Source organism: Flavobacterium sp. LHD-85, assembly GCF_030929595.1.
GTDB lineage: Bacteria > Bacteroidota > Bacteroidia > Flavobacteriales > Flavobacteriaceae > Flavobacterium.
In genome coordinates this window covers 121,544-142,580 of sequence record NZ_JAVFVR010000009.1, presented here as the reverse complement: position 1 = coordinate 142,580, position 21,037 = coordinate 121,544, and the positions used below count along the sequence as shown (strand labels likewise).

The window sequence follows — 21,037 nt, the reverse complement described above, 5'->3', positions numbered from 1 at the left end:
ATTTTGGATTTTAATTAAACATGCAACTTGAATTTATCAGTTTTTACTGCAATTTACGGAATTTTTATTTCAATATTCTGAATACCAAATTAATACTAAAAGAAAAGCGCCAGGATAATTCTCAGCGCTAATAGTTTTTATTTTAAAGCGAGATGCTTTTCTCTATATCGATTTGATCCAAAAACAATTGATCATGTGAAATCACAATTAAAGTGCCCTGATATTCATTGATAGCCGCAGTCAGAATCTCAATATTCTGAATATCTAAATTGTTTGTTGGTTCATCGAGAATAATAATCTCAGGCGATTCATTACTAATTGTTAAGCAGCATAACATTAAACGCATTCTTTCACCGCCGCTTAGTGCACTGCAAGGTTTATCCCAGTCATTTCTAGAAAATAGAAAGCGATTCAGTCTCATTTTTATCTCATGCTCTTCTAAACCGCAATCATTAAAAGCCTGAGCTTGTTCGTAAATTTTAAGATTCTGATCCAATAATGAATAATCCTGATCAATATAAATTGCTTTTTTTGCCAATGAAGCCACTTGACCTTGCGTTGGAATTAATTCTCCAAGAATAATCTTGATTAAAGTTGTTTTTCCTGATCCATTAAGGCCCTTTATGGCAATACGTTCTCCAGAAAGAATTTCAAAATTGAGATTTTCATTCCAAAGAGACTTATCTCCATAAGCATAATTAAGATCGGAAGCTTTAAAAAGTGTTTTCCCTTTAATAAAAGAGGCATTATTAAAGCCAAATTTCATTTGATCTATAGCAGGAAGAGACGATCGCAACTGTCTTAAATCTTCAGAAATACCGCTGATTTTTTCAGTATGAACATCTTTCAGTTTAGAACTGCTGTTTTCGGCTTTATTTCGAAGCGTATTCATCATGATTCTGGCAACACCAGATTTCTCCTGTTTCTTTTTGCCTCTAGAATCCAGCTTGTTTTGGCGTTCGATAGTTTCCCGTTCTTTTTCTTTAGCTTTTTTCAATGCCTTTTCTTTGCTCTGAACGTCTTGTTCTAAAGCATTGTTTTCAATTCTCTTTTGGTCGTTATAAAAATCATAACCACCGCCATAGACTGAAATTTCATTTTTTGACATTTCTAAAGTCTTATTTAAAAGATTAAGAAGTGTTCTATCGTGACTAACCACTAAAAGTGTACTTGATGTAGATTTTATAAAATCATACAATAATGTTCTTCCAGCAAAATCTAAGTGATTGCTAGGTTCATCTAACAAAACTAAATCAGGTTCATGAATCATAATTCCGGCTAAAAAGACTTTTGTTTTCTGTCCGCCGCTGAGAGTTTCCATTTTTTGGCTTAAATCTAAATCAGAGAGTTGCCAATACGATAGGGCTTCATTACAGCGCTCTTCAATTGTCCAATCGTCATTTAGAAGCAGAAGATTTTCTTCGGTTACTGTACCTTCAAGTATTTCTTTAAGTGAAGCTATTTTTTCCTTTATCTGCAAAGCTTCAGCAATTGTAAAGCCATTAAACTGACCGAATAATTGCGGCACAAAATAAGGTTTCGAATTCTGAATAATCTGTCCTAAAAAAGGCTGTAATTCACCAGAGATGATTTTTAGTAATGTAGATTTTCCAATACCATTATTTCCGACCAAAGCGGTTTTATCATGGTTGTTGAGTGTAAAACTAATGTTTTGAAACAGCATGTCTTTATTCTCATGCTGATACGAGATATTTTGAAGAATAAGCATAATTCCTTTCTTTTATAGATAAATAATTTAACAGCCACAAATCTGTGGTTGTCGGCTAAATTTTCCTGAAAGAAATTATTTTTCACATAGAGCGCGCTTATTTTAAGAGTTGCAAAGGTATTTATTTTAGTCGTAAAAATCAAAAAACCATTCATTACAATTGTAAAGAATGGTTTTTTAGCATTGAATTATATTATAATTCTATATTTAAATTTTACTAAATGTCAGTTTAGCTTCTTTGGTGTCCAGAATTAATTGATCTTCTGTTATAGTACTTTCGCAAACATAAGGCGTTCCAACTTCGTCTTTAATTACCAGTTTTTTGCCTTTTTGAGTTAACGCATAAGTTCCGTCCGTGATTTCACGAAGCAAATATCCTGTTACATGCCCATCTTCAGTAAAAGTAAGCATACCATTGGTTAAAATCGCGTTTTTTGTAGAATCAGAAACAGCTTCTTTGGGTTCTACTGCAGTCACTTTCCATGAATTCACAAGCTTGTCTCTTTTCATATGGCATGAAGCAATTAATACAACGACAGCAATGGCAATTACGAGGGTAAATAATTTAGAGTTTTTCATGATTTTGTGATTAAAAGTTAAACAGGAAAAAGTTACAAAAAAAAATGACATTAAAATATTCGAAATCAAATATTTATAAAGATTTTTTTTACATCTAAAAATAAACTTCTTTTAATCCTGAAAGTCTTTGTTTTCGGGACTTTTACTGATAACCAGTTGTTTACAAATCACCTTTAAAGGAAGTCAAATTTAGTCTAATTGGCTTTATGAGGTGCGCTAATTTAAGGTTAAAGCTCCTAAAATTTCTTCGTACATGAATGGTCCTCCAGGATAAGTTGCCGTATAGTCTAAGTTCATCCAAACTTGACCGCGTTCATCTATATGATAATGCAGTTTTTTACCATAACTTTCTTTTACAAAAAGGACATTTTTAATTAGATAATTGACTTTTTCCAAATCAATCATCGAACCAATCAAAATTTCAGGGTAAATGTGTCCTTTTGTATGAATAAGTCTAGGAGTTCCGCCGATAGAGCGCACAGCGGCTGCCATCAAAATAGAATGATCATCGCAATCGCCAGAGAAATATTCTAAAGATTCGCTAGCGGTTGCAATATAATCACCTTCTTTTGGATCGTTTACATAGTTCCATCTGCCGTTTATTTCTTTAAAAACAGCAAAACACTGAATTATGGTTCTATAATCAGAATATCCTCTAATGCCTTTAAAATGCTTTGTTGTTGCCATAATAGCAAAGTTTCGCACCTTAGGATTCTGATATTCGATAGCATTGATAATTTTTGTTTTATTAGGGAAAGGAAGTAGTTTGGCTACAATAATATCTTGCGGATATGGATTGTCAGACATGGTATAAACCATCGAATTATAATCTTCTGAGATTTCGCTAAAACCATAATTTCCAATTACAGATCCGTAAAACAGGATTAATAAATAAACTGCCACACACAGAATAATTATTGTTCTGAGATACATCAGAAGAAAAAATATGGCTGCAAAAACAAAAATGAAGATAAATACACGATCTAGATTGAAAGCCCATTCCAAATCAATTAAATTTTGATGCAGTATGATGAAAATCGGAATCGTAATTAAAAGACTCAACAGCGAGATAATAATCCTGTCCCACGGTGATTTCACCTGTAGTTTAGATTTTAATTGCGGTAAGTCAATTTTAGGGAATTTCATCATACGAATCAAAAAGCAGTATTTACAATGCTTTTACTGTTTCTACAAAAATACTTTTTTTATCAATAATTCCCAGATCAAATAATTGATTTTGAATTTTATTAAAAGATTTTTCTGTCAAATTTTTCTGTGACCACTGGGTCAGTTTCAGCCATTCTTTAATATCTTCTGCTTTTTGATTAAACAGTTTAGATAATTTCTTGTCTATTTCTGGAATCTCTTTAAAATCAACAGTTGTCTTGTTGATTATTTTAAGAATCGTTTCTACTGTTTTAGGATTCTTTTTCAAGAATTCGTCACGTCCTACAATAATAAATGAAGGCCAAGGAGTAGGGCAGTCGTCAATTCTTCTAAAAATGCCTTTATCTACAAGCGGTTTGGTCATAAAACGTTCCCACATAAAATAATCAGCTTTTTTATTGGTCAAAGCATCGACAGCGCCATCAATTGTATTTACAATTTCAAACTCAAGATCATCCATTTCCCAGCCTTGCTCATTTGCATTTACATAAGCCATTAGTTGTGATCCTGAACCGATTCTCGAAATTGCGGCTTTTTTGTTTTTAAGGTCTTTTAGTGATTTAAAATCAGATTTTGCATCAACATGAATTCCCCATATTAAAGGAGATTGCACATAAACCTGCACGATTTTGCTCGGATTACCAGCTGCAATATCTTTAAGAATTCCTTCGGTTAGAATAACAGCCAAATCTGTTTCTCCGTCACGAAGCATTTGACACATCTTCCCGGTTCCTTCGGGAACATTTGTCCATTTTAAGTCGATGTTCTCTTCTTCAAATTCGCCGTTTTCTATGCATAGATGCCACGGCAAATTGAAGTGTTCCGGAACACCCGCAATTTTGACAGTTTTCATTTATTTTAAGTTTAAGTTAAGTTGCTTGGTATGCGTATGCGTAATCGTATTGTTAAGTTTGGTTAGTTATATCTATTAATCAAAGTTATTTTAACACATAGAAATATAGCTTCTTAAAATTTAAAAAAAGACGTTTCACTAATTTCAGTAAACATAGCTATGTGTTAAAGCTTGCTTTTTCTAAAATCTTAAATAGATTCAATAAAAATCTATGTTTCTATGTGTTTAAACTAAATTTTAATATTAGTTTTTTAATAAATCTGCCCTATGTTTTTCTGAAAGGCAAGGTTCTGCAAATTCTATAATTTCTTTAGATTCATATTCATTCAAAAGGCTTCTTACTAAAGTATAATCAACATCTTTGGTAATTTCTGCTGCAAAAAAAGTTTCATTTAGCCCTTCAGAGAGGCAATTAAGCACTTTTAGTTTGTCTCTAATGATTTCCTTGTCAAATCCTTTTTCTAGAACAGCCACCTGAATAATCGAATTTCCTGAATTCTGAATCGTTTTTCTATGCATAAAACGTTCTTCTGTTTCATCATACTCTGCATAAAAAATGTCATCTGTAGCAATTAAAGGGCCAAAAAACGGAATATTATCCAGTTTGAAAAGACCTTTTTCCAGATCAATAATTTCTGCCCACATAGTTTCTGACACAACTTCGTCTAGATAATCACTATAGTATTTAAACAATATTTTCTTGTGCGTTTCCTGTTCCATTATTGAATTTCGCTAATTACAGCTTTTAAAGGTGATATTACAATTCTGTAACCATCTGGATCTTGAATCATTTTTCCGTTTTCATTCCAAAAAGGATTCAGTGATGGAATAACTGTAATATTGTGCTGCGTTAATTTATGTACTAATTTATCGTAATCTGCAATAGTTTTTGGGTATAAGACCATAACATCGTCCTCATCAAAAGTGTGTTTTGCCGCAACTTGAGATTGAGTAAACTCAAAGTGCCAATCTAAACCAGGTTTTCCGACAAAAACACCATCATAATTGTTATGATGTTCAAATCCGCCCAACCGTTCAAATCCGAGCACATCAACATAAAAATTTTCAATTCTTTCTAAATCATTCGTATGTCTGGCCACTCTCAAAAACATAATTTATGCTCTTATTTGATTAATATGATGTTCTAAATGTTCAACATAATCGATCATTAAAAACCTTAAATCTATTTCAGATTCGTCGGACAAAATGATTTTATAATCTAAAGCTTTTTCATCGACAGACTTCATTAATCTCACCATCTGCTTGTTTATGGTAAACCATAGCTGAGTAAGTTCCTGAATGCCTATTTTCTGATATTGATTTATATTTACTAAATCCATTTGATTGTACGGCCTGTGTCGATAAGGTTTCTCTGCGTAATTAATCTCGGTAAAACGAACCAGATTGTGAATTGCAGAATCTACCAAATGCCCTAAAATCTCTTTCTTAGACCATTTACCAGGATTTTTTTCTTCTAAAACTTCATTCGGTATTGTCTGAATATAATTGACATTTTCGTTCAATAACTGTTCAAATTTAAGAATAGCGTTTTGCATAAAATCTCTAATTAATTACCTGCCAATTTATTCAACGTATAAGCAATCAATTCATCAACAGCTTTATAAGGATCAGCACTAAATGTACCAGAAGCACGATTGGCAATAATCGCGTTCAACGATAAAGCATTATGGCCTAAAAGAGCCGAAAGCCCATAAATTGCTGCTGTTTCCATTTCTAAATTAGTGATTTTAGTTTCATTAAAACTAAAATTATCCATTTTATTATTTAGTTCTTCGTCTTGAATATTCAGACGCAAAACTCTTCCTTGAGGCCCGTAAAATCCTCCAGCAGTTGCGGTAATTCCTTTAGAAATTCGATCTGATTCGATTAGTTTTTCTAGTTTTTCAGAGCATTGTGTCACATAAGGTTTTCCTTTTTTAGGATCCCAATTGGTATGTTTTACAAATGCATCTTCAATTTCTGCAATAGAAACATTGTCGATTAAGTAGGAGCGAAGCATATTGTCTAATCCTAAACCAAACTTAGACATTACAAAACTATCGACAGGAATATCTTCCTGCAATGAACCCGAAGTTCCAATTCTGATAATATTCAAAGAAGTCAATTTTTCTTTTGGCTGACGTGTTTTTAGATCGATATTTACCAAAGCATCTAATTCGTTCAGTACAATATCAATATTATCCGGGCCAATTCCTGTAGAAACCACAGAAATTCTTTTTCCTTTATAAATACCAGTTTGGGTTTTAAATTCTCTTTTTTGAGTAGAAAATTCAATTGAATCAAAAAACTGAGTAATTTTTTCTACTCTGTTTTGGTCACCAACAAAGATAATGTCGTGTGCTATATGTTCTGGACGAAGGTTTAAGTGGTAAACACTTCCGTCAGGATTTAATATCAATTCTGAAGATTGTATCATTTCTGTTTAAATTGCTAAGTTTCTAAGGTGCTAAGATTCTAAGTTTTTCAACTTGGAATTTGGAATTTAAAATTTGGAATTTTATAATTCTAGCCGCCTACACGTTTGGTTTTAAATCCTTTTTCTTTTAAGATTGCTATTATTTTATCTCGGTAATCGCCTTGAATTATAATCGAATCGTCTTTAAAAGTTCCTCCGACGCTTAATTTGGTTTTGATTTCTTTGGCTAAGATTTTAAAATCTTCATCCGAACCTTCATAACCTTCAATAATAGTGGTTGGTTTTCCTTTTCTTTTTTCAAATTTACAAATCATAGGTTCCTTCTGAACATAAAGAACGTGTTCTTGTTCTTCAACTTGTTCAGGCTCATTTGATTCAATATGATCTGGAAATAAGTTTTTTAATTGATCTTTAAAGTCCATATTTTTTTTATTCTAAAAATAAATTTTCATGCATAAAGATATCTAAAAATTAAATTCCAAACCCCAAGAAAAACTTGGAATTTGGAATTTTTATATCTTGAAATTATTTAAGCTTATTTTTTGATTAAGCCTAATTCTACTAAACGTTCGTATAAGAACTCTCCAGCTGAAATATCTTCGTATTTCTTTGGGTTTTCTTCATCAATACAATTTTCAAGGCAATCCAAACGCATATCGCTTACTGGGTGCATGAAAAACGGAATTGAATAGCGTGAAGTTCCCCACAACTCTCTTGGCGGATTTACCACTTGGTGAATTGTAGATTTCAATCTATTGTTGGTATGTCTAGATAACATATCACCAACATTGATTACCAATTCATCATCCTCAGCAATAGCATCAATCCAATCGCCATTATGATTTTGAACTTGCAATCCTCTTCCTTGAGCTCCCATTAACAATGTAATCAAGTTAATATCACCGTGAGCCGCTGCACGAATTGCATTTTCTGGCTCTGAAGTAATAGGAGGGTAGTGGATTGGTCTTAAAATTGAGTTTCCTTCTTTTGCATAGTTATCAAAATAAAACTCATCTAAACCTAAATGTAAAGCCAAAGCTCTTAATACATAAACACCCGTTTTTTCTAGTTTTTGATAAGCATCTTTACCAACTGCATTAAAACGAGGTAATTCAGTAACTTCAACATTGTCTGGGTATTCTGAAGCCCATCTTGAAGTTGCGTCTACGTACTGGCCAAAATGCCAAAACTCTTTTAAATCTCCTTCTTTGCGTCCTTTAGCATGCTCTTTTCCAAAAGAAACATAACCTCTTTGTCCGCCGATTCCAGGAATTTCATATTTATGCTTAGTTTCTATTGGCAAGGCGAAAAAGTTTCTAATTTCACCATAAAGTTCGTTTACCAATTGATCATCAAGAAAATGACCTTTTAAGGCTACGAAGCCAATGTTTTCAAATGCACTGCCGATTTCATTTACAAATTTTTGTTTACGTTTCGGGTCGTCCGAAAGGAAATCACGTAAGTCTACACTAGGAATGTTTTGCATACTTTACATTTTTTATTTTAAAAGAAGAAAGGTGTCATAAGCACCTTTCGCTAACAAAGGTAGATAATATTTTAGAAAATAATCTTAAGCTCAGGCATTAAAAGCAGATTTCTGATTAAAATTTTATTTCAGAATCTAATAAAACAGTAGTAATTTGTTATATTTGAAACACTAAAAAACAAAATATTACATGATCTTTTACCGCCAAAACCTGACTGACGCGCAATTATTAGATTTATACAAAAAAATATTAAAACCCCGATTGATCGAAGAAAAGATGCTCATCTTGATTCGGCAAGGAAAAGTCTCCAAATGGTTTTCTGGAATAGGACAAGAAGCGATTGCAGTTGGTGTCACCGCTGTTTTAGATTCGTCTGAATATGTGCTTCCAATGCATCGAAATCTTGGTGTTTTTACTACTAGAGAAATTCCGTTGCACCGCTTATTTTCACAATGGCAAGGAAAAGCAAATGGTTTTACAAAAGGTCGCGATAGAAGTTTTCACTTCGGAACGCAAGAATATAATATTATTGGAATGATTTCGCATTTGGGTCCGCAGTTAGGAATTGCTGACGGAATCGCTCTTGCGAATAAACTTCAAGACAATAAAAAAATCACCGCTGTCTTTACCGGTGAAGGCGCTACAAGTGAAGGCGATTTTCACGAAGCATTAAACATTGCCGCAGTCTGGAAGCTGCCTGTATTGTTTGTTATAGAAAATAACGGCTATGGACTTTCGACACCAACCAACGAACAATACGCTTGCGAAAACTTGGCTGATAAAGGAATTGGCTACGGAATTAAAAGCTGGATTATTGACGGAAATAATATTGTAGAAATCTACAATAAATTGTCTCAGTTGAAAAAAGAAATGCAGGAAGATCCACGTCCGATTTTGTTGGAATTTAAAACTTTCAGAATGCGTGGGCATGAAGAGGCAAGTGGTACAAAATATGTTCCGCAAGAATTAATGGATCAATGGGAACTGAGAGATCCCGTTACGAATTATAGAAAATATTTGACTGAAAACGGAATTCTAACAGCTGAATTAGATGAACAATTTCATGCCGAAATAAAACACGAAATCGATGAGAATTGGGCAATCGCAAATGCCGAGCCAGAAATAGAACCAACTTATAGTGGAGAATTAAATGATGTTTATGAAGAATTTAAATATGAGGAATATAGCCATAGTTCAGATTCGGAGAATATTCGTTTTATAGATGCTATCAGAAATAGTTTAGAACAATCTATGTGGCGCCATAAAAACCTTGTAATTATGGGGCAGGATATTGCTGAATACGGTGGAGCTTTTAAAATTACAGAGGGCTTTGTTGATGCTTTTGGAAAAGACAGAATACGCAATACGCCAATATGCGAAAGCGCCATAGTTTCAACAGCAATGGGACTTTCGATAAACGGTTATAAAGCGATTGTAGAAATGCAATTTGCTGATTTTGTTTCGTCTGGATTTAATCCGATTGTGAACCTTTTAGCCAAATCTCATTATCGATGGGGCGAAAAAGCCGATGTTGTCGTTCGTATGCCTTGTGGCGGAGGAACTCAAGCTGGGCCATTTCACTCTCAAACCAATGAGGCTTGGTTTACTAAAACTCCAGGTTTAAAAGTAGTTTATCCAGCATTTCCATACGATGCAAAAGGGCTTTTGAACACCGCAATTAACGACCCGAATCCAGTTTTATTCTTCGAGCATAAATTATTATACCGAAGTATTTATCAAGACGTTCCAAAAGATTATTATACTATTCCTTTAGGTAAAGCGGCTTTGATTAAAGAAGGGAAATCGGTTACGATTATTGCCTTTGGAGCTACTGTTCATTGGGCTTTAGACACTTTAGCACAACATCCAGAAATTGATGCTGATTTGATTGATTTAAGAACTTTACAGCCTTTAGATACAGAAACTATTTTTGCTTCGGTTAAGAAAACTGGAAAAGCTATAATTTATCAAGAAGACACCCTATTTGGCGGAATCGCAAGTGATATTTCGGCTTTAATTATGGAAAATTGCTTTGAATATTTAGACGCTCCTGTAAAACGTGTAGCAAGCTTAGATTCGCCGATTCCGTTTACTAAAGCACTTGAAGATCAGTTTTTACCAAAAAATAGATTTGAGGAAGCTTTGAAAGAGTTGTTAGAATATTAGAAAAAATAAAAATTAAACACATAGAAACATAACTTCTTGGAATCTATAAAAGGCGTTTCACTTGTTTAAACACACATAGCTATGTGTGAGAAACTAGTTTCTTTTATTTATCTTTTTAAGAAGCGATAAACTATGTTTCTATGTGTTTAAAAATTTTAGATCATCACAACTAAACGCTTTCCGTCAGGAACTTCTGCATTCCATTTTTTTTCTATATCGAATAGATTTACTGTTTCAATATTTACTTTTAGTATATTCTTTGAAGCTAAAAGAAACATTTCAGGAAGTATTTCAGAAAACAATAATTTGACTTCTTCTTTTGTCCAGCTTCCTAATCCTGAACCAGATAACTCAAGATCGACACTTCGTAAAATCTGAGCCGATAATCGAATGGTATCTCCAGACATTGAACCTACTGAAACATATCGAGTTTTATGTGTAAAATTTCCATTTCCTTTTAAAACTGAAAAGATAAGTTCTGCCGAATGTCCCCACAAATAGTCTATTACAATATCTATTGAAGTATTTTTATGGATTTCTTTTAACTGAGAAATAAAAGATTCATCATCTTGTTTTAGAGAAACAATTTCATCCGCACCTAATTCTAGAAGGCTTTCTAGCGCTTTTTCGTTTCTTCCTATAACAATAATGTTCTTAGCTCCATAATGTTTTGCAATTTGAACTGCCATTTGTCCTGTAAAACCAGTTGCTCCATTTATCAAAACCGTTTCGCCTGGCTTTATTCCTGCTCTAAAACGAAGTGCCATTGCCGAACCTGCAACCGCATTTGGCATAGCTGCGGCTGTTGCATCATCAATTCCGTCTGGTAATGCAACCATTCTGTTTTTTTCTACTAAAGCTTTCTCTGCGATTGTTCCTGAGATTCCTCGAGCGTAAACCCTTGTTCCGTTTTCAAGAACTGCAATTCCGTCGCTTCCTACAATAAATCCGTTTTGATTTTCTTTTTCTGAAGAATAATGATCTCCGCTTGCAATTCCTTTATCCAAATTCGTAATAGCTACGGCTTTTACCGAAACCAAAATTTCGTTTTCATTGGATGCAATTGGCTCTTCAAATTCTGCATATTTTGGAGATTCTCCTTTTTTATAAACTACTGCTGCTTTCATAATTATTAAATTTTATGAAGCAAAATTAGACAGCCGTTTATGGGCATACGATAACATTTGTTATCAAATTTTTCTTTAAACCATATAAGTTATATAAGTCAATTTAAGTTTGACTAAAAAGTCAATTATTCTTTACTTAATAGTTTACTTTTTAGTCTGCTTAGATGCACAGTTGTTATTCCTAAATAAGAAGCGATATAATGCTGTGGAACACGCAATACGATTTGAGGCCTTTCTTTAATTAAGTTAGAATAACGCTCTGCAGGGGAATCTTTTATAAACGAAACAAAATATTTCATATAATCAAAAGTGCGCTCAAAAAGCTTATTAATGAGACTATCCCTTAATTCAGGGATCTCTTTGATTTCTTCTAGAATTTTATCCAGATCATTCTTATGAATCCACCACAAAACTGAAGGCTCAATCGTTTCTATATTTGTCGGACTCGGAAGTTTTTTCATAAAACTTTCGATAGAAGCAACACTCTCATTTTCAAAAAAGAATTGTGTAGTAAGATCTTTTCCGTTATTGTTAAACCAAACCCGAATACAGCCCTTTTCTATGATATAAAGTTTTTTTGAAACTTCGCCTTCTTCTAAAAGGGTTGTTTTTGCAGGAACTTCAAGAAAATTAAAATAACCGATATATTCTTTCCATTTTTCATCGGTTAAAGGGAATTTGTTTCGGAATTGGTTGAACATGTTTTCAAATTATAAGTTCCAAAAATAGGTTACAGCTTTTATCAAAATTACTATTCCAATAAAATAATAAATCGCATAAAATCCAATATCAAGTGAGCTAAATAAAAGTATGAAAGAGAGATATGGATAGCCGTCAACAAGTATTCTATAAATCCTATTTATTTTTAAATCTTTAAATTCATAAAGAATAAATTTATGCTTAGCATCATCAAAATATTTTAAATTTAAAATTGATGCAACTATTCCAAAAGCGCTAAAACTGTAAAAAGTAATATCATTATATGAGTTAAAAAATAAAGAATATAAAGTCAATATGTTTATAAAAAAAAGAATAGACAAAAATCTTGCAGTTGAAGATTCAGCCGAAGTCTTATTTGTTTCTGAAATAATTTCATAAGTACGAAAGTACAGATAATGGTATGCTTTAATCATTATTGTTATTTAGAATCCGATTCCACTTCAAACAATTGCGCCTGATTTTTCAATCGGTCAATCAACAAGTTCATCATACGTTTATTCAAATCAGAAGAATTCTTAATATAGGTATTGTATTCATCAACTGTAAAAAGCGCCATTACAATTCCTTTTAAAGAATTTCTGAATTTAATGTCTTTTTGAATGGAATTTTCGATAGTTTGAAGTTTCTTTTCAACCGAGTACGAATAAAAATCTGGTTTGTTTTTGTTTACGTAATTGATAAAAACGGCAATGAATAAGTCGTTTTGCAATTTTAAAATAGGCCTGATGGTCTGGTTTTGAAAGATCTCATCTGCTGAAGATTGAGCACTTACAGTTCCTAAAGTTTCGCCTCTGAATTCTTTTAAAAAAGTGTCTCTATCTTCCATGGTATTTGTTTTAAGTTTTTCTTAAAGTTAAATAAATAATCCCACAGTAAAAACCTATTTTTGTTTTTCTAAAAATAAATTATGCGATTATTTCTGTTTCTCTGCTTGTTACTAGCTTCTTGCAATTCTAAAGAAGATAAAGAAAAATACAATCGTCAATTATATCGTGCTGTAAATAATAAAGATACAGCGGTTCTGGATATTCATATAAACAATAAACGTTTTTATGGTCGTTACGAAATTAATCATTATGGAACTGGAAAAGATTCTGGAGATGTACGAGGTGATTTAAGAGGCGATACGCTTCGAGGCGATTATCATTATATTTCCTTCGGCGGAGCTTGGAAAAGAGTTCCTTTAGCGCTTTTAAAGAAAGAGAATAAACTTTATTTAGGAAAAGGAGTAGTTGGAACTTACTTTAATCTTCCGTGTTACGTTCCTGAAGTTCCTATTGAGTATAATAATCCTGAGTTTCTTTTTGAGAAAATAGAGAAGGAGTGAGGGTTTGTTTCAAGTTTCAAGTTTCAAGTTTCAAGTTTCAAGTTTCAAGTTGAATGGCTTGTGTGTTTTACCGCAAAGCACGCAAAGTTTTTTTTATAAGTTAGATTTACTAAAAACGCAAAGTTCGCAAAGCTTTATGTAAAAACTTTGCGAACCTTGCGTAAACCTTTGCGAACTTTGCGGTTAAAAATCTAACCAATACTCGAAGGAAGCTCAAAAATTTCAAGATCAAAATATCTTACTGATGCCATTACGTGGTCAAAAATATCGGCCATGATGTATTCGTAATTGGCCCAACGTTTATCGCTAGAAAACACATAAATCTCCAACGGAACTCCGTGCGCTGTCGATTGCAGCTGTCGACACATAATATGCATATTTTTGTTCAATCCCGGATGGTCATTTAAATATTGCATAATGTATTTTCTAAACAATCCTAAATTGGTCATGTTTCGGCCATTTAGCGACAGCGTTTTATCAATTCCTCTAAGGTCGTTGTATCTGTCAATTTCCGCTTGACGGCTGTCTATATAAGAAGATATAAGCTGTACTTTTCGCAATTGATGCAAGTCTTCGTCGTTTAAAAAACGAATGGTGCTACTTTTTATTAAAACATGTCTTTTGATACGTCTTCCATCAGATTTCTGCATTCCGCGCCAGTTCTGAAACGAATCTGAACTTAATGCATAAGTCGGAATCGTGGTAATGGTGTTATCAAAATTTCGAACTTTTACCGTTGTCAAATTGATTTCGATAACATCTCCATCGGCACCGAACTTATCCATTGTAATCCAGTCGCCAATACGAACCATATCGTTTATCGCTACCTGAACACTCGAAACAAATCCAAGAATCGTATCTCTGAAAATTAAGATGATAATTGCCGAAAGTGTTCCAAGAATGGTTAATAGTTCACCTTTTTTAATTCCGAATAAAGTCGAAATAATCATGGCAACTCCAAAAATCCAGAGCACAATCATGATAACCTGAACAAAACTGTCAATTGGCTTGTCGCTATATTCTGGTTTTTGTTTTAAATAATCGCGTAACGAATTAAAAACAGTTCGAACGATCCATAATCCAAGTAAAACAATATAGATACCGACAATTTTTCCGAAAATCGATTCCCAATATTCGTATTTATCTAAAATAACAGGAACAGCTTTATAAATAAAGAAAAACGGAATTAAATAAGCTGTATATCGAGTAGTTTTGTTTTGAATTAAATAATCGTCAAACTTTGTTTTGGTGCGCTGTGCAAAAACAGCAGTTAAAGTGACCAAAAGAAATTTGGCTGCGTAATAAATCACGTAAGCCAGTGCTATTAAAATAGCGATATTAAAGATCAGGCTAGTATAAGACGCTACATTGCGACTCATTCCCCATTCTCTAAAAACAGGATATAAAAAGTTAAATATTTTCTCCAAAAACTTATGCATTTGCTTTAGTTTCTAAATATTTTTTCTCGATGTAAAAAGTTCCAAACGGAATAAGAGAAGCAACTAGAATGATTGCAAAAGTTTTTAAATCCCAATTCATTGATTTTTTCAATAAAAAAGCTAAAAGAATGTATCCGATAAATAAAATACCGTGTGTCATTCCTAACGGACGTAATAATGTATGGTAAAGTTCAGGATTGTTAGTTTTAATAATCAGCATATTAGCAAATAACACTAAATAAGAGATTCCCTCTAAAATGGCAGTAATTTTGAAAATCTTGAGCATGTATATATATTTTAAGTTTTATGCCAGCAAAATTAAGGATTCTGGATTGATTTTAGGATTTAAAAATTCAAAATTAACAGGGCTCAAATAGGCTGAAAATTGGAATTTGGAATTTATAATTTTGAAAATTATCTTTACTGTATGAGTAAAAGAGATTTAAAAAAATATTTAGGCGAATTAACAAAAGAGCAATTGGAGGAACAATTGATAGAATTGTACGAGAAATTTGCTCCTGTAAAAGTATATTATGACTTTGTTTTTAACCCAAAAGAAGATAAATTGCTTCAGGAGGCCAAGGTCAAAATCTCTCACGAATATTTCCCAATCAAAAAACCGGGAGCAAAATGGCGTCCGAAAGCCAAAATGCGAAGATCGGTCGCTCAAAAATTGATTAAACATTTTATGATGTTGGGTGTAGATTCCTATATTGTAGCCGATATTATGCTTTACAATATCGAAATTGCGCAAACGTTTTCTTCGCAAAATTTAATCAAGCAGGAATTGTTTTATAAAAGCTTCTTGAATTCTTTTGAGCAAGCGGTAAATTATATTGTTTCAAACGGAATTTTTAATGATTTTAAATTGCGAATTAACGCGATTCAGAACGAAACATCGGAGCAAAAATGGAGAAATAAGTACGATTTTGAGGCAATTTTGGAGAAAATCGACTACTAAAACCCTTTCTCATAAAAAATCTTTATTCAAAAAAAACATTTATTTTAAGTTAAAAGAAGATGAATAACTGTTTTTTCGATGTATTTTTGCAAAAATCCAAAAATAAACAATGTCTCAAACTTTAGAAATACAAAGAGAAGATAAAAAAGAACTGTATGCTTACCAAAAAGGCGATATTGACGCCATTTTTGACCGTTTAGATAATGCTCCTCCGAAACACCACTTACTGTATCAGCTTCCAACTGGAGGAGGAAAAACAGTAATATTTTCTGAAATCGTACGCCGCTATTTATCTCATAACGATAAAAAAGTGGTTGTTTTAACGCACCGTATTGAACTTTGTAAACAAACTTCAAAAATGTTAACAGGTTTTGGCGTTACAAACAAAATAATAAATAGTAAAGTAAAAGAATTGCCAGATCAGAATGATTTTTCATGTTTCGTGGCGATGGTTGAAACTTTAAAAAACCGTATTAACGATGAAAAACTTCATCTGGACAATATTGGTTTAGTTATTATTGATGAGGCACACTACAACTCATTTAGAAAATTATTAAACTCATTCAAAAATGCTTTTATCCTTGGAGTAACAGCAACGCCTTTGAGTTCAAATATAAAATTGCCAATGCACCAAAGCTATCACGAACTTATTGTGGGAGATACAATTGGTTCATTGATTGAAAAAGGCTTCTTGGCAAAAGCAACAACTTATAGCTACGATGTTGGTTTGACTTCGTTAAAAGTGGGTATCAATGGAGATTATACTGTAAAATCTTCAGACGATCTATATACCAATACTTTGATGCAAGAAAAACTGCTTCACGCGTATACAGAACGTTCTTTAGGAAAGAAAACTTTGATTTTCAATAACGGTATTCATACTTCATTATATGTATATGAAACGTTTAGAGAAGCAGGTTACGATATCAGACACTTAGACAACACAAGCAGTTCTGAAGAACGTAAAGACATTTTGCAATGGTTTAAGAAAACTCCAGATGCGATTTTGACTTCTGTGGGAATTTTGACAACTGGTTTTGACGAGCCAACTGTAGAAACGATTATTTTGAACAGAGCAACAAAATCGTTGACTTTGTATTTCCAAATGATTGGTCGTGGTTCTCGTAAATTGCCAGGAAAAGATGAATTTACGGTTATTGATTTAGGAAACAATGCCGCACGTTTTGGTTTATGGAGTGATCCTGTAAACTGGCAGCATATTTTTAAATCGCCAGAATTTTACTTGGAAAACCTTCGTGATGATCACGAAATCGAGATGTTCTTTAAATACAGCATGCCACCAGAATTGCGTGCAAAATTCAGTAAAACGGCGGACGTTAGTTTTGATGTTGATGAAGAACATAAATTAATCATCAAACAAAATCTTCGTTCTAAAGTCGTTTTAGATAAATCTCTAGATCAGCATGCTGGAATGTGCGTAGACAATACTGAAACGCTTCAGGAAGCAAAAATGTTAGCTAAAGAATTAGAAGATGATATCGAAGATCGTATTAAACGTTATTCTAAATGTTTGAGCCAATGCAGTAAAAACTACCGCGAATGGCTGGTTGACGATTACAAGCAAAGATTAACTTTATTAATTGGTAAAAAGTATCGTGAGAAAATCATGAACGAACCAGATTGATAAATTTAGTCGGAAAGTCTAAAGTTTAAAAGTCATAAAGTTCCTTTGCAGAACTTTAAATAAATAAACCATTAATATATTTAGAGTTGTTTCTAAATATATTAATGGTTCACTAATTTTAAGGAGAAATAAAATCTTTAAAAGATTTTGGGAAAACTAAAATCTAAAATCTCTCGATAGCTATCGGGACTAAAATCTAAAATAATCATGTCTAAACCATTCTCAACATTAGGAATTTCGGCTCCAATTTTAAAAGCTTTAAGCGAGTTAAACATTGTTGAACCAACAGAAATTCAGCAAAAAACAATTCCGTTATTTTTGAGCGAAACTCACGATATTGTTGGTTTAGCCAAAACAGGAACAGGAAAAACGGCCGCTTTTGGATTGCCATTATTGCAATTGGTAAATGCAGAATCGACAACAGTTCAAGCTGTTATTTTGGTTCCAACTAGAGAATTGGGACAGCAGATTTTTAGAAACCTAGAAAGTTTTTCAAAATACATTCCTAATATATCTATTGCTTCCATTTGTGGAGGAACTCCAATAAAACCACAAATTGAAAGACTAAAGGAAGGCGCTCAAATTGTTGTGGCAACTCCAGGACGTTTAATCGATTTAATTCAGAGAAAAGCGATTGATTTAAAACAAACTGAATATTTAGTTTTGGATGAAGCCGACGAAATGGTAGCTATCCTTAAAGAAAGCTTAGACGAAATTGTTGCAGAACTGCCTAAAAAACATCGCACTTTATTATTCTCAGCAACACTTCCGGGAACCATAAAACAGCTGATTCAGAATTATTTGAACAAAAATGTAGTTCAGATAAGCGCTAGCATGGAAACTGTTGGTAATGAAGGAATTGATCACGAATACATCGTAGTTGATCCGATTGAAAAACTGGAAGTTTTAATGCATTTCTTGAATTCTAGAGACGGCGAAAGAGGAATTATTTTCTGTAAAACCAAAGCTGCTGTAAATAAATTAGCCAAAAATCTGGCTATCAATAAATTTTCTTCGGGAGCGCTTCATGGAAGTTTGACACAAGGTATTCGTGACCGAATTATGGAACAATTTCGTGAAGGTCATATCAATATTTTGGTTGCAACCGATTTGGCCGCGAGAGGAATTGATGTAAAAGAAATCTCCTATGTGATTAATTACCACTTGCCTGACACTTACGAAAATTATGTGCACCGCAGCGGAAGAACGGCAAGGGCAGGAGCAAAAGGGCTTTCATTAACTGTTTTACAGCAGGAAGAAGTTTTTGAAATTGCTGATTTTGAAAGAGAATTAGGAATTAAGTTCTCTGAATTTAAAAAGCCTTCTGCGGCAAGTGTAGAAGAAAATAATATGCTTTTGTGGGCAAGACAGATCTTCAAAACAAAACCAAATCACGAACTTTCTGCTGATTTAAAAACAAAAGTAAAAACTGTTTTTCATCATTTAACGAAAGATGAACTAATCGAGAAATTAATGGCAAGTTATGTCTTACAGAACAAAATCGATGTAGTTGAAAAAACCGTTAAAAAATTCAAAAAGTAATAAATATGACAATTGTCATTGTGTATTAAAGTTGTATATTTATAAGGAATTATTTTATAATCCTACTTAATTACAACATATATGAAAATAGTCATTATTGGAGGTGGGTTTGCAGGAATTAATCTTGCAAAAGAACTTGTAAATCAGCCTCAAATACAAGTAACACTTGTCGACAAGAATAATTATAACTTTTTTCCACCACTTATATATCAGGTTGCAACAGCATTTTTAGAGCCTTCGAGCATTAGTTATCCCTTTAGAAAATTTTTTGCCGGCAAAAAGAATCTTAGTTTCCGTTTAGGCGAATTATTATCTGTTTCTCCAGCAGAAAAGAAAATTACTTTGAGCAACGGAGAACTTGAATACGATTACCTTGTTTTTGCCACTGGTGCAGAAACAAGTTATTTTGGCATGGAAAACGTAATGAAAAATGCTATTCCGATGAAAACCTTAAATGATGCCATCGTAATGCGAAACACATTGCTTAAAAACCTTGAAAAAGCTGCTATTTGCAAGGATATGCGAAAAAGACGTAAATTACTTACAATCGTTGTAGCAGGAGGGGGGCCAACAGGAGTGGAGGTTTCTGGAATGTTTGCCGAAATGAGAAAAAATATTCTCCTTAAAGAATATCCAGAATTAGATACCTCTGCCAGCAACGTCTATTTGGTCGATGGCGGCGATGCACTTCTGTCACCAATGAGCAAAGATTCTCAAAAAGATACTTTGGAAGCTTTGACAAAACTCGGAGTTGTGGTTAAACTAAATACTAAAGTTGTTGATTACGTTGATGACACGGTAGTTTTTGAAAATGGTGAAACCATCAAAACCAAAAACTTAATCTGGGCAGCTGGTGTTTCTGCCAAAATTTTTGATGGAATTCCAAAAGAAAGTTACGGACGCGGCCGACGTATGGCAACTGATGCGTTTAATAAAGTTAACGGTGTAGACAATATTTATGCAATTGGAGATACAGCAATTGCGGCAGGAGATAAAAATTTCCCTGACGGGCATCCACAGGTTGCGCAGGTAGCTATTCAGCAAGGTTTAAATCTGGCTAAAAACTTTAAAGCCATGGTTGTCAATAAACCTCTTAAACCCTTTGCCTACAAAGACAAAGGATCTATGGCGATTATCGGAAAAGCAAAAGCTGTTGTAGATTTGCCAAGTCCAAAATGGCATTTTAAAGGTTTCTTTGCTTGGATCATTTGGCTGTTTATTCATTTAATTTCTTTGATTACTTATAGAAACAGATTAAACACATTCTGGAACTGGATGGTAGCGTATTTCGCAAAAGACCAATCGCTTAGAATGATTATTAGACCAGATAAAAAGACACAGAACTAAATTATAGAAATTCCATTTTTTTTAAATTCCAAATTCCAAAATTGGAAAGCTCAAAATACCAAAAAGCCTAAATCAATAGATTTAGGCTTTTTTTATTGGAATTTGGAATTTCAAAAATTGGAAATTTAATTATTTATTCCGCTGTAGTCGGGTCAATTATTCCTGTGACCTGATTTACAGAATTGGCCGGAAAACCTCCTAATTTAGCGTGTTCATAAACCATTTCTTCATTTGGCGCTATATAAATGCAATACAATTTATCATTTGTAATATAGCTGTTTACCCATTGAATTTGAGTTCCGAGTTGACTAAGTACACCACAGGAAGCCTGCGAAATACTTTTTAATTGATCAGATGTAAGTTTACCAGCATTTGGGATTTCTCTTTCGATAACATATTTAGGCATAACTTTAGAAATTTATTCCTACTCATGTGGCTTTTCGGTTTCGCCCCGTTTTTAAAATGGTTTCTGGATTCCATTCCATTTTATGCCTTATAAAATTACTGAAAT

Annotated in this window: 23 protein-coding genes; 6 read left to right on the top strand and 17 right to left on the bottom strand. The window is 33.1% G+C overall.

Translation table 11 applies throughout. From position 1 onward, the window contains the following. Positions 1-142: 142 nt before the first annotated feature. The 10 genes from abc-f to RB618_RS15815 form a co-directional block, all read right to left on the bottom strand. Positions 143-1,729 carry a ribosomal protection-like ABC-F family protein gene (gene abc-f, locus RB618_RS15860; protein ID WP_308069632.1) on the bottom strand — a complete coding sequence of 529 codons (1,587 nt, stop codon included), beginning with the start codon at positions 1,727-1,729 and terminating at the stop codon, positions 143-145. 207 nt (positions 1,730-1,936) lie between these two features. After that, positions 1,937-2,308: a hypothetical protein gene (locus tag RB618_RS15855; RefSeq protein ID WP_308069631.1), complete on the bottom strand. Its 372-nt coding sequence runs from the start codon at positions 2,306-2,308 to the stop codon at positions 1,937-1,939. 216 nt (positions 2,309-2,524) lie between these two features. After that, positions 2,525-3,457, bottom strand: coding sequence for a transglutaminase (locus RB618_RS15850; protein WP_308069630.1), 933 nt, complete (start codon positions 3,455-3,457; stop codon positions 2,525-2,527). Positions 3,458-3,476: 19 nt separating this feature from the next. Beyond that, the gene (locus tag RB618_RS15845; protein WP_111378019.1) at positions 3,477-4,328 is read right to left on the bottom strand and encodes a substrate-binding domain-containing protein; all 852 of its coding nucleotides are present in this window, start codon (positions 4,326-4,328) and stop codon (positions 3,477-3,479) included. 243 nt (positions 4,329-4,571) lie between these two features. Then, positions 4,572-5,048 carry a DUF4265 domain-containing protein gene (locus RB618_RS15840; protein ID WP_308069629.1) on the bottom strand — a complete coding sequence of 159 codons (477 nt, stop codon included), beginning with the start codon at positions 5,046-5,048 and terminating at the stop codon, positions 4,572-4,574. After that, positions 5,048-5,440 carry a VOC family protein gene (locus RB618_RS15835; protein ID WP_308069628.1) on the bottom strand — a complete coding sequence of 131 codons (393 nt, stop codon included), beginning with the start codon at positions 5,438-5,440 and terminating at the stop codon, positions 5,048-5,050. Before RB618_RS15835 ends, RB618_RS15840 begins: the two co-directional genes overlap by 1 nt. Positions 5,441-5,443: 3 nt before the next feature. Further along, positions 5,444-5,884 (bottom strand): DinB family protein, encoded by a 441-nt coding sequence (locus RB618_RS15830; RefSeq protein WP_308069627.1) that lies wholly within the window; start codon positions 5,882-5,884, stop codon positions 5,444-5,446. Positions 5,885-5,895: 11 nt separating this feature from the next. Beyond that, the gene (locus RB618_RS15825) at positions 5,896-6,765 is read right to left on the bottom strand and encodes a nucleoside phosphorylase (protein WP_308069626.1); all 870 of its coding nucleotides are present in this window, start codon (positions 6,763-6,765) and stop codon (positions 5,896-5,898) included. A gap of 89 nt (positions 6,766-6,854) precedes the next feature. Then, a complete protein-coding gene (locus tag RB618_RS15820) occupies positions 6,855-7,187 on the bottom strand; it encodes a translation initiation factor (protein WP_308069625.1) in 333 nt (110 codons plus the stop codon). A gap of 113 nt (positions 7,188-7,300) precedes the next feature. After that, on the bottom strand, positions 7,301-8,251 hold the full coding sequence (locus RB618_RS15815) for a 2-oxoglutarate and iron-dependent oxygenase domain-containing protein (protein ID WP_308069624.1): 951 nt from the start codon (positions 8,249-8,251) through the stop codon (positions 7,301-7,303). Between the two features lie 190 nt (positions 8,252-8,441). On the opposite strand from RB618_RS15815, the gene RB618_RS15810 reads away from it, so the two are divergent. After that, positions 8,442-10,418, top strand: coding sequence for a dehydrogenase E1 component subunit alpha/beta (locus RB618_RS15810; RefSeq protein ID WP_308069623.1), 1,977 nt, complete (start codon positions 8,442-8,444; stop codon positions 10,416-10,418). A gap of 155 nt (positions 10,419-10,573) precedes the next feature. Here RB618_RS15810 and RB618_RS15805 read toward each other — a convergent pair whose 3' ends face one another. From RB618_RS15805 to RB618_RS15790, 4 genes are all read right to left on the bottom strand, one after another. Continuing rightward, on the bottom strand, positions 10,574-11,545 hold the full coding sequence (locus tag RB618_RS15805) for a zinc-binding alcohol dehydrogenase family protein (protein ID WP_308069622.1): 972 nt from the start codon (positions 11,543-11,545) through the stop codon (positions 10,574-10,576). Positions 11,546-11,670: 125 nt separating this feature from the next. Continuing rightward, positions 11,671-12,246, bottom strand: a complete 576-nt coding sequence (locus RB618_RS15800; protein ID WP_308069621.1) for a Crp/Fnr family transcriptional regulator — start codon at positions 12,244-12,246, stop codon at positions 11,671-11,673. A 9-nt stretch (positions 12,247-12,255) separates the two neighbouring features. Continuing rightward, positions 12,256-12,678, bottom strand: coding sequence for a hypothetical protein (locus tag RB618_RS15795; RefSeq protein ID WP_308069620.1), 423 nt, complete (start codon positions 12,676-12,678; stop codon positions 12,256-12,258). A gap of 5 nt (positions 12,679-12,683) precedes the next feature. Then, entirely contained in the window at positions 12,684-13,091 is a 408-nt protein-coding gene (locus RB618_RS15790) for a glyoxalase (RefSeq protein ID WP_308069619.1), read from the bottom strand. Between the two features lie 81 nt (positions 13,092-13,172). On the opposite strand from RB618_RS15790, the gene RB618_RS15785 reads away from it, so the two are divergent. Next, complete coding sequence (locus RB618_RS15785) at positions 13,173-13,592, top strand: hypothetical protein (protein ID WP_308069618.1); 420 nt, start codon at positions 13,173-13,175, stop codon at positions 13,590-13,592. 191 nt (positions 13,593-13,783) lie between these two features. On the opposite strand, the gene RB618_RS15780 is transcribed toward RB618_RS15785, so the two are convergent. Both RB618_RS15780 and RB618_RS15775 read right to left on the bottom strand, forming a co-directional pair. Beyond that, positions 13,784-15,031 carry a mechanosensitive ion channel domain-containing protein gene (locus RB618_RS15780; protein ID WP_308069617.1) on the bottom strand — a complete coding sequence of 416 codons (1,248 nt, stop codon included), beginning with the start codon at positions 15,029-15,031 and terminating at the stop codon, positions 13,784-13,786. After that, positions 15,024-15,317, bottom strand: a complete 294-nt coding sequence (locus RB618_RS15775) for a DUF3817 domain-containing protein (RefSeq protein WP_308069616.1) — start codon at positions 15,315-15,317, stop codon at positions 15,024-15,026. The genes RB618_RS15780 and RB618_RS15775 overlap by 8 nt, the downstream gene beginning before the upstream one ends. Positions 15,318-15,458: 141 nt before the next feature. Here RB618_RS15775 and RB618_RS15770 point away from each other — a divergent pair, with 141 nt between their 5' ends. The 4 genes from RB618_RS15770 to RB618_RS15755 all read left to right on the top strand — a co-directional run bounded on the left by RB618_RS15770 (position 15,459) and on the right by RB618_RS15755 (position 20,526). After that, a complete protein-coding gene (locus tag RB618_RS15770) occupies positions 15,459-15,992 on the top strand; it encodes a DUF6155 family protein (RefSeq protein WP_308069615.1) in 534 nt (177 codons plus the stop codon). Positions 15,993-16,101: 109 nt separating this feature from the next. After that, positions 16,102-17,637 (top strand): DEAD/DEAH box helicase, encoded by a 1,536-nt coding sequence (locus RB618_RS15765; RefSeq protein ID WP_111378032.1) that lies wholly within the window; start codon positions 16,102-16,104, stop codon positions 17,635-17,637. A 207-nt stretch (positions 17,638-17,844) separates the two neighbouring features. After that, a complete protein-coding gene (locus tag RB618_RS15760) occupies positions 17,845-19,179 on the top strand; it encodes a DEAD/DEAH box helicase (protein WP_308069614.1) in 1,335 nt (444 codons plus the stop codon). Positions 19,180-19,260: 81 nt separating this feature from the next. Then, positions 19,261-20,526 (top strand): NAD(P)/FAD-dependent oxidoreductase, encoded by a 1,266-nt coding sequence (locus RB618_RS15755; RefSeq protein WP_308069613.1) that lies wholly within the window; start codon positions 19,261-19,263, stop codon positions 20,524-20,526. 133 nt (positions 20,527-20,659) lie between these two features. Here RB618_RS15755 and RB618_RS15750 read toward each other — a convergent pair whose 3' ends face one another. Then, the gene (locus tag RB618_RS15750; protein WP_129747121.1) at positions 20,660-20,932 is read right to left on the bottom strand and encodes a DUF4242 domain-containing protein; all 273 of its coding nucleotides are present in this window, start codon (positions 20,930-20,932) and stop codon (positions 20,660-20,662) included. Between the last annotated feature and the right edge of the window lie 105 nt (positions 20,933-21,037).

What these genes read in the sequence shown, in the direction of transcription:
- RB618_RS15850 (WP_308069630.1), bottom strand. Translation starts at nt 3,457, where the DNA reads ATGATGAAATTCCCTAAAATTGACTTACCGCAATTAAAATCTAAACTA.
- RB618_RS15840 (WP_308069629.1), bottom strand. Translation starts at nt 5,048, where the DNA reads ATGGAACAGGAAACGCACAAGAAAATATTGTTTAAATACTATAGTGAT.
- RB618_RS15835 (WP_308069628.1), bottom strand. Translation starts at nt 5,440, where the DNA reads ATGTTTTTGAGAGTGGCCAGACATACGAATGATTTAGAAAGAATTGAA.
- RB618_RS15755 (WP_308069613.1), top strand. Translation starts at nt 19,261, where the DNA reads ATGAAAATAGTCATTATTGGAGGTGGGTTTGCAGGAATTAATCTTGCA.
- RB618_RS15805 (WP_308069622.1), bottom strand. Translation starts at nt 11,545, where the DNA reads ATGAAAGCAGCAGTAGTTTATAAAAAAGGAGAATCTCCAAAATATGCA.
- RB618_RS15770 (WP_308069615.1), top strand. Translation starts at nt 15,459, where the DNA reads ATGAGTAAAAGAGATTTAAAAAAATATTTAGGCGAATTAACAAAAGAG.
- RB618_RS15820 (WP_308069625.1), bottom strand. Translation starts at nt 7,187, where the DNA reads ATGGACTTTAAAGATCAATTAAAAAACTTATTTCCAGATCATATTGAA.
- RB618_RS15815 (WP_308069624.1), bottom strand. Translation starts at nt 8,251, where the DNA reads ATGCAAAACATTCCTAGTGTAGACTTACGTGATTTCCTTTCGGACGAC.
- RB618_RS15845 (WP_111378019.1), bottom strand. Translation starts at nt 4,328, where the DNA reads ATGAAAACTGTCAAAATTGCGGGTGTTCCGGAACACTTCAATTTGCCG.
- RB618_RS15750 (WP_129747121.1), bottom strand. Translation starts at nt 20,932, where the DNA reads ATGCCTAAATATGTTATCGAAAGAGAAATCCCAAATGCTGGTAAACTT.
- RB618_RS15825 (WP_308069626.1), bottom strand. Translation starts at nt 6,765, where the DNA reads ATGATACAATCTTCAGAATTGATATTAAATCCTGACGGAAGTGTTTAC.
- RB618_RS15795 (WP_308069620.1), bottom strand. Translation starts at nt 12,678, where the DNA reads ATGATTAAAGCATACCATTATCTGTACTTTCGTACTTATGAAATTATT.
- RB618_RS15765 (WP_111378032.1), top strand. Translation starts at nt 16,102, where the DNA reads ATGTCTCAAACTTTAGAAATACAAAGAGAAGATAAAAAAGAACTGTAT.
- RB618_RS15790 (WP_308069619.1), bottom strand. Translation starts at nt 13,091, where the DNA reads ATGGAAGATAGAGACACTTTTTTAAAAGAATTCAGAGGCGAAACTTTA.
- RB618_RS15775 (WP_308069616.1), bottom strand. Translation starts at nt 15,317, where the DNA reads ATGCTCAAGATTTTCAAAATTACTGCCATTTTAGAGGGAATCTCTTAT.
- RB618_RS15785 (WP_308069618.1), top strand. Translation starts at nt 13,173, where the DNA reads ATGCGATTATTTCTGTTTCTCTGCTTGTTACTAGCTTCTTGCAATTCT.
- RB618_RS15780 (WP_308069617.1), bottom strand. Translation starts at nt 15,031, where the DNA reads ATGCATAAGTTTTTGGAGAAAATATTTAACTTTTTATATCCTGTTTTT.
- abc-f (WP_308069632.1), bottom strand. Translation starts at nt 1,729, where the DNA reads ATGCTTATTCTTCAAAATATCTCGTATCAGCATGAGAATAAAGACATG.
- RB618_RS15800 (WP_308069621.1), bottom strand. Translation starts at nt 12,246, where the DNA reads ATGTTCAACCAATTCCGAAACAAATTCCCTTTAACCGATGAAAAATGG.
- RB618_RS15830 (WP_308069627.1), bottom strand. Translation starts at nt 5,884, where the DNA reads ATGCAAAACGCTATTCTTAAATTTGAACAGTTATTGAACGAAAATGTC.
- RB618_RS15760 (WP_308069614.1), top strand. Translation starts at nt 17,845, where the DNA reads ATGTCTAAACCATTCTCAACATTAGGAATTTCGGCTCCAATTTTAAAA.
- RB618_RS15855 (WP_308069631.1), bottom strand. Translation starts at nt 2,308, where the DNA reads ATGAAAAACTCTAAATTATTTACCCTCGTAATTGCCATTGCTGTCGTT.
- RB618_RS15810 (WP_308069623.1), top strand. Translation starts at nt 8,442, where the DNA reads ATGATCTTTTACCGCCAAAACCTGACTGACGCGCAATTATTAGATTTA.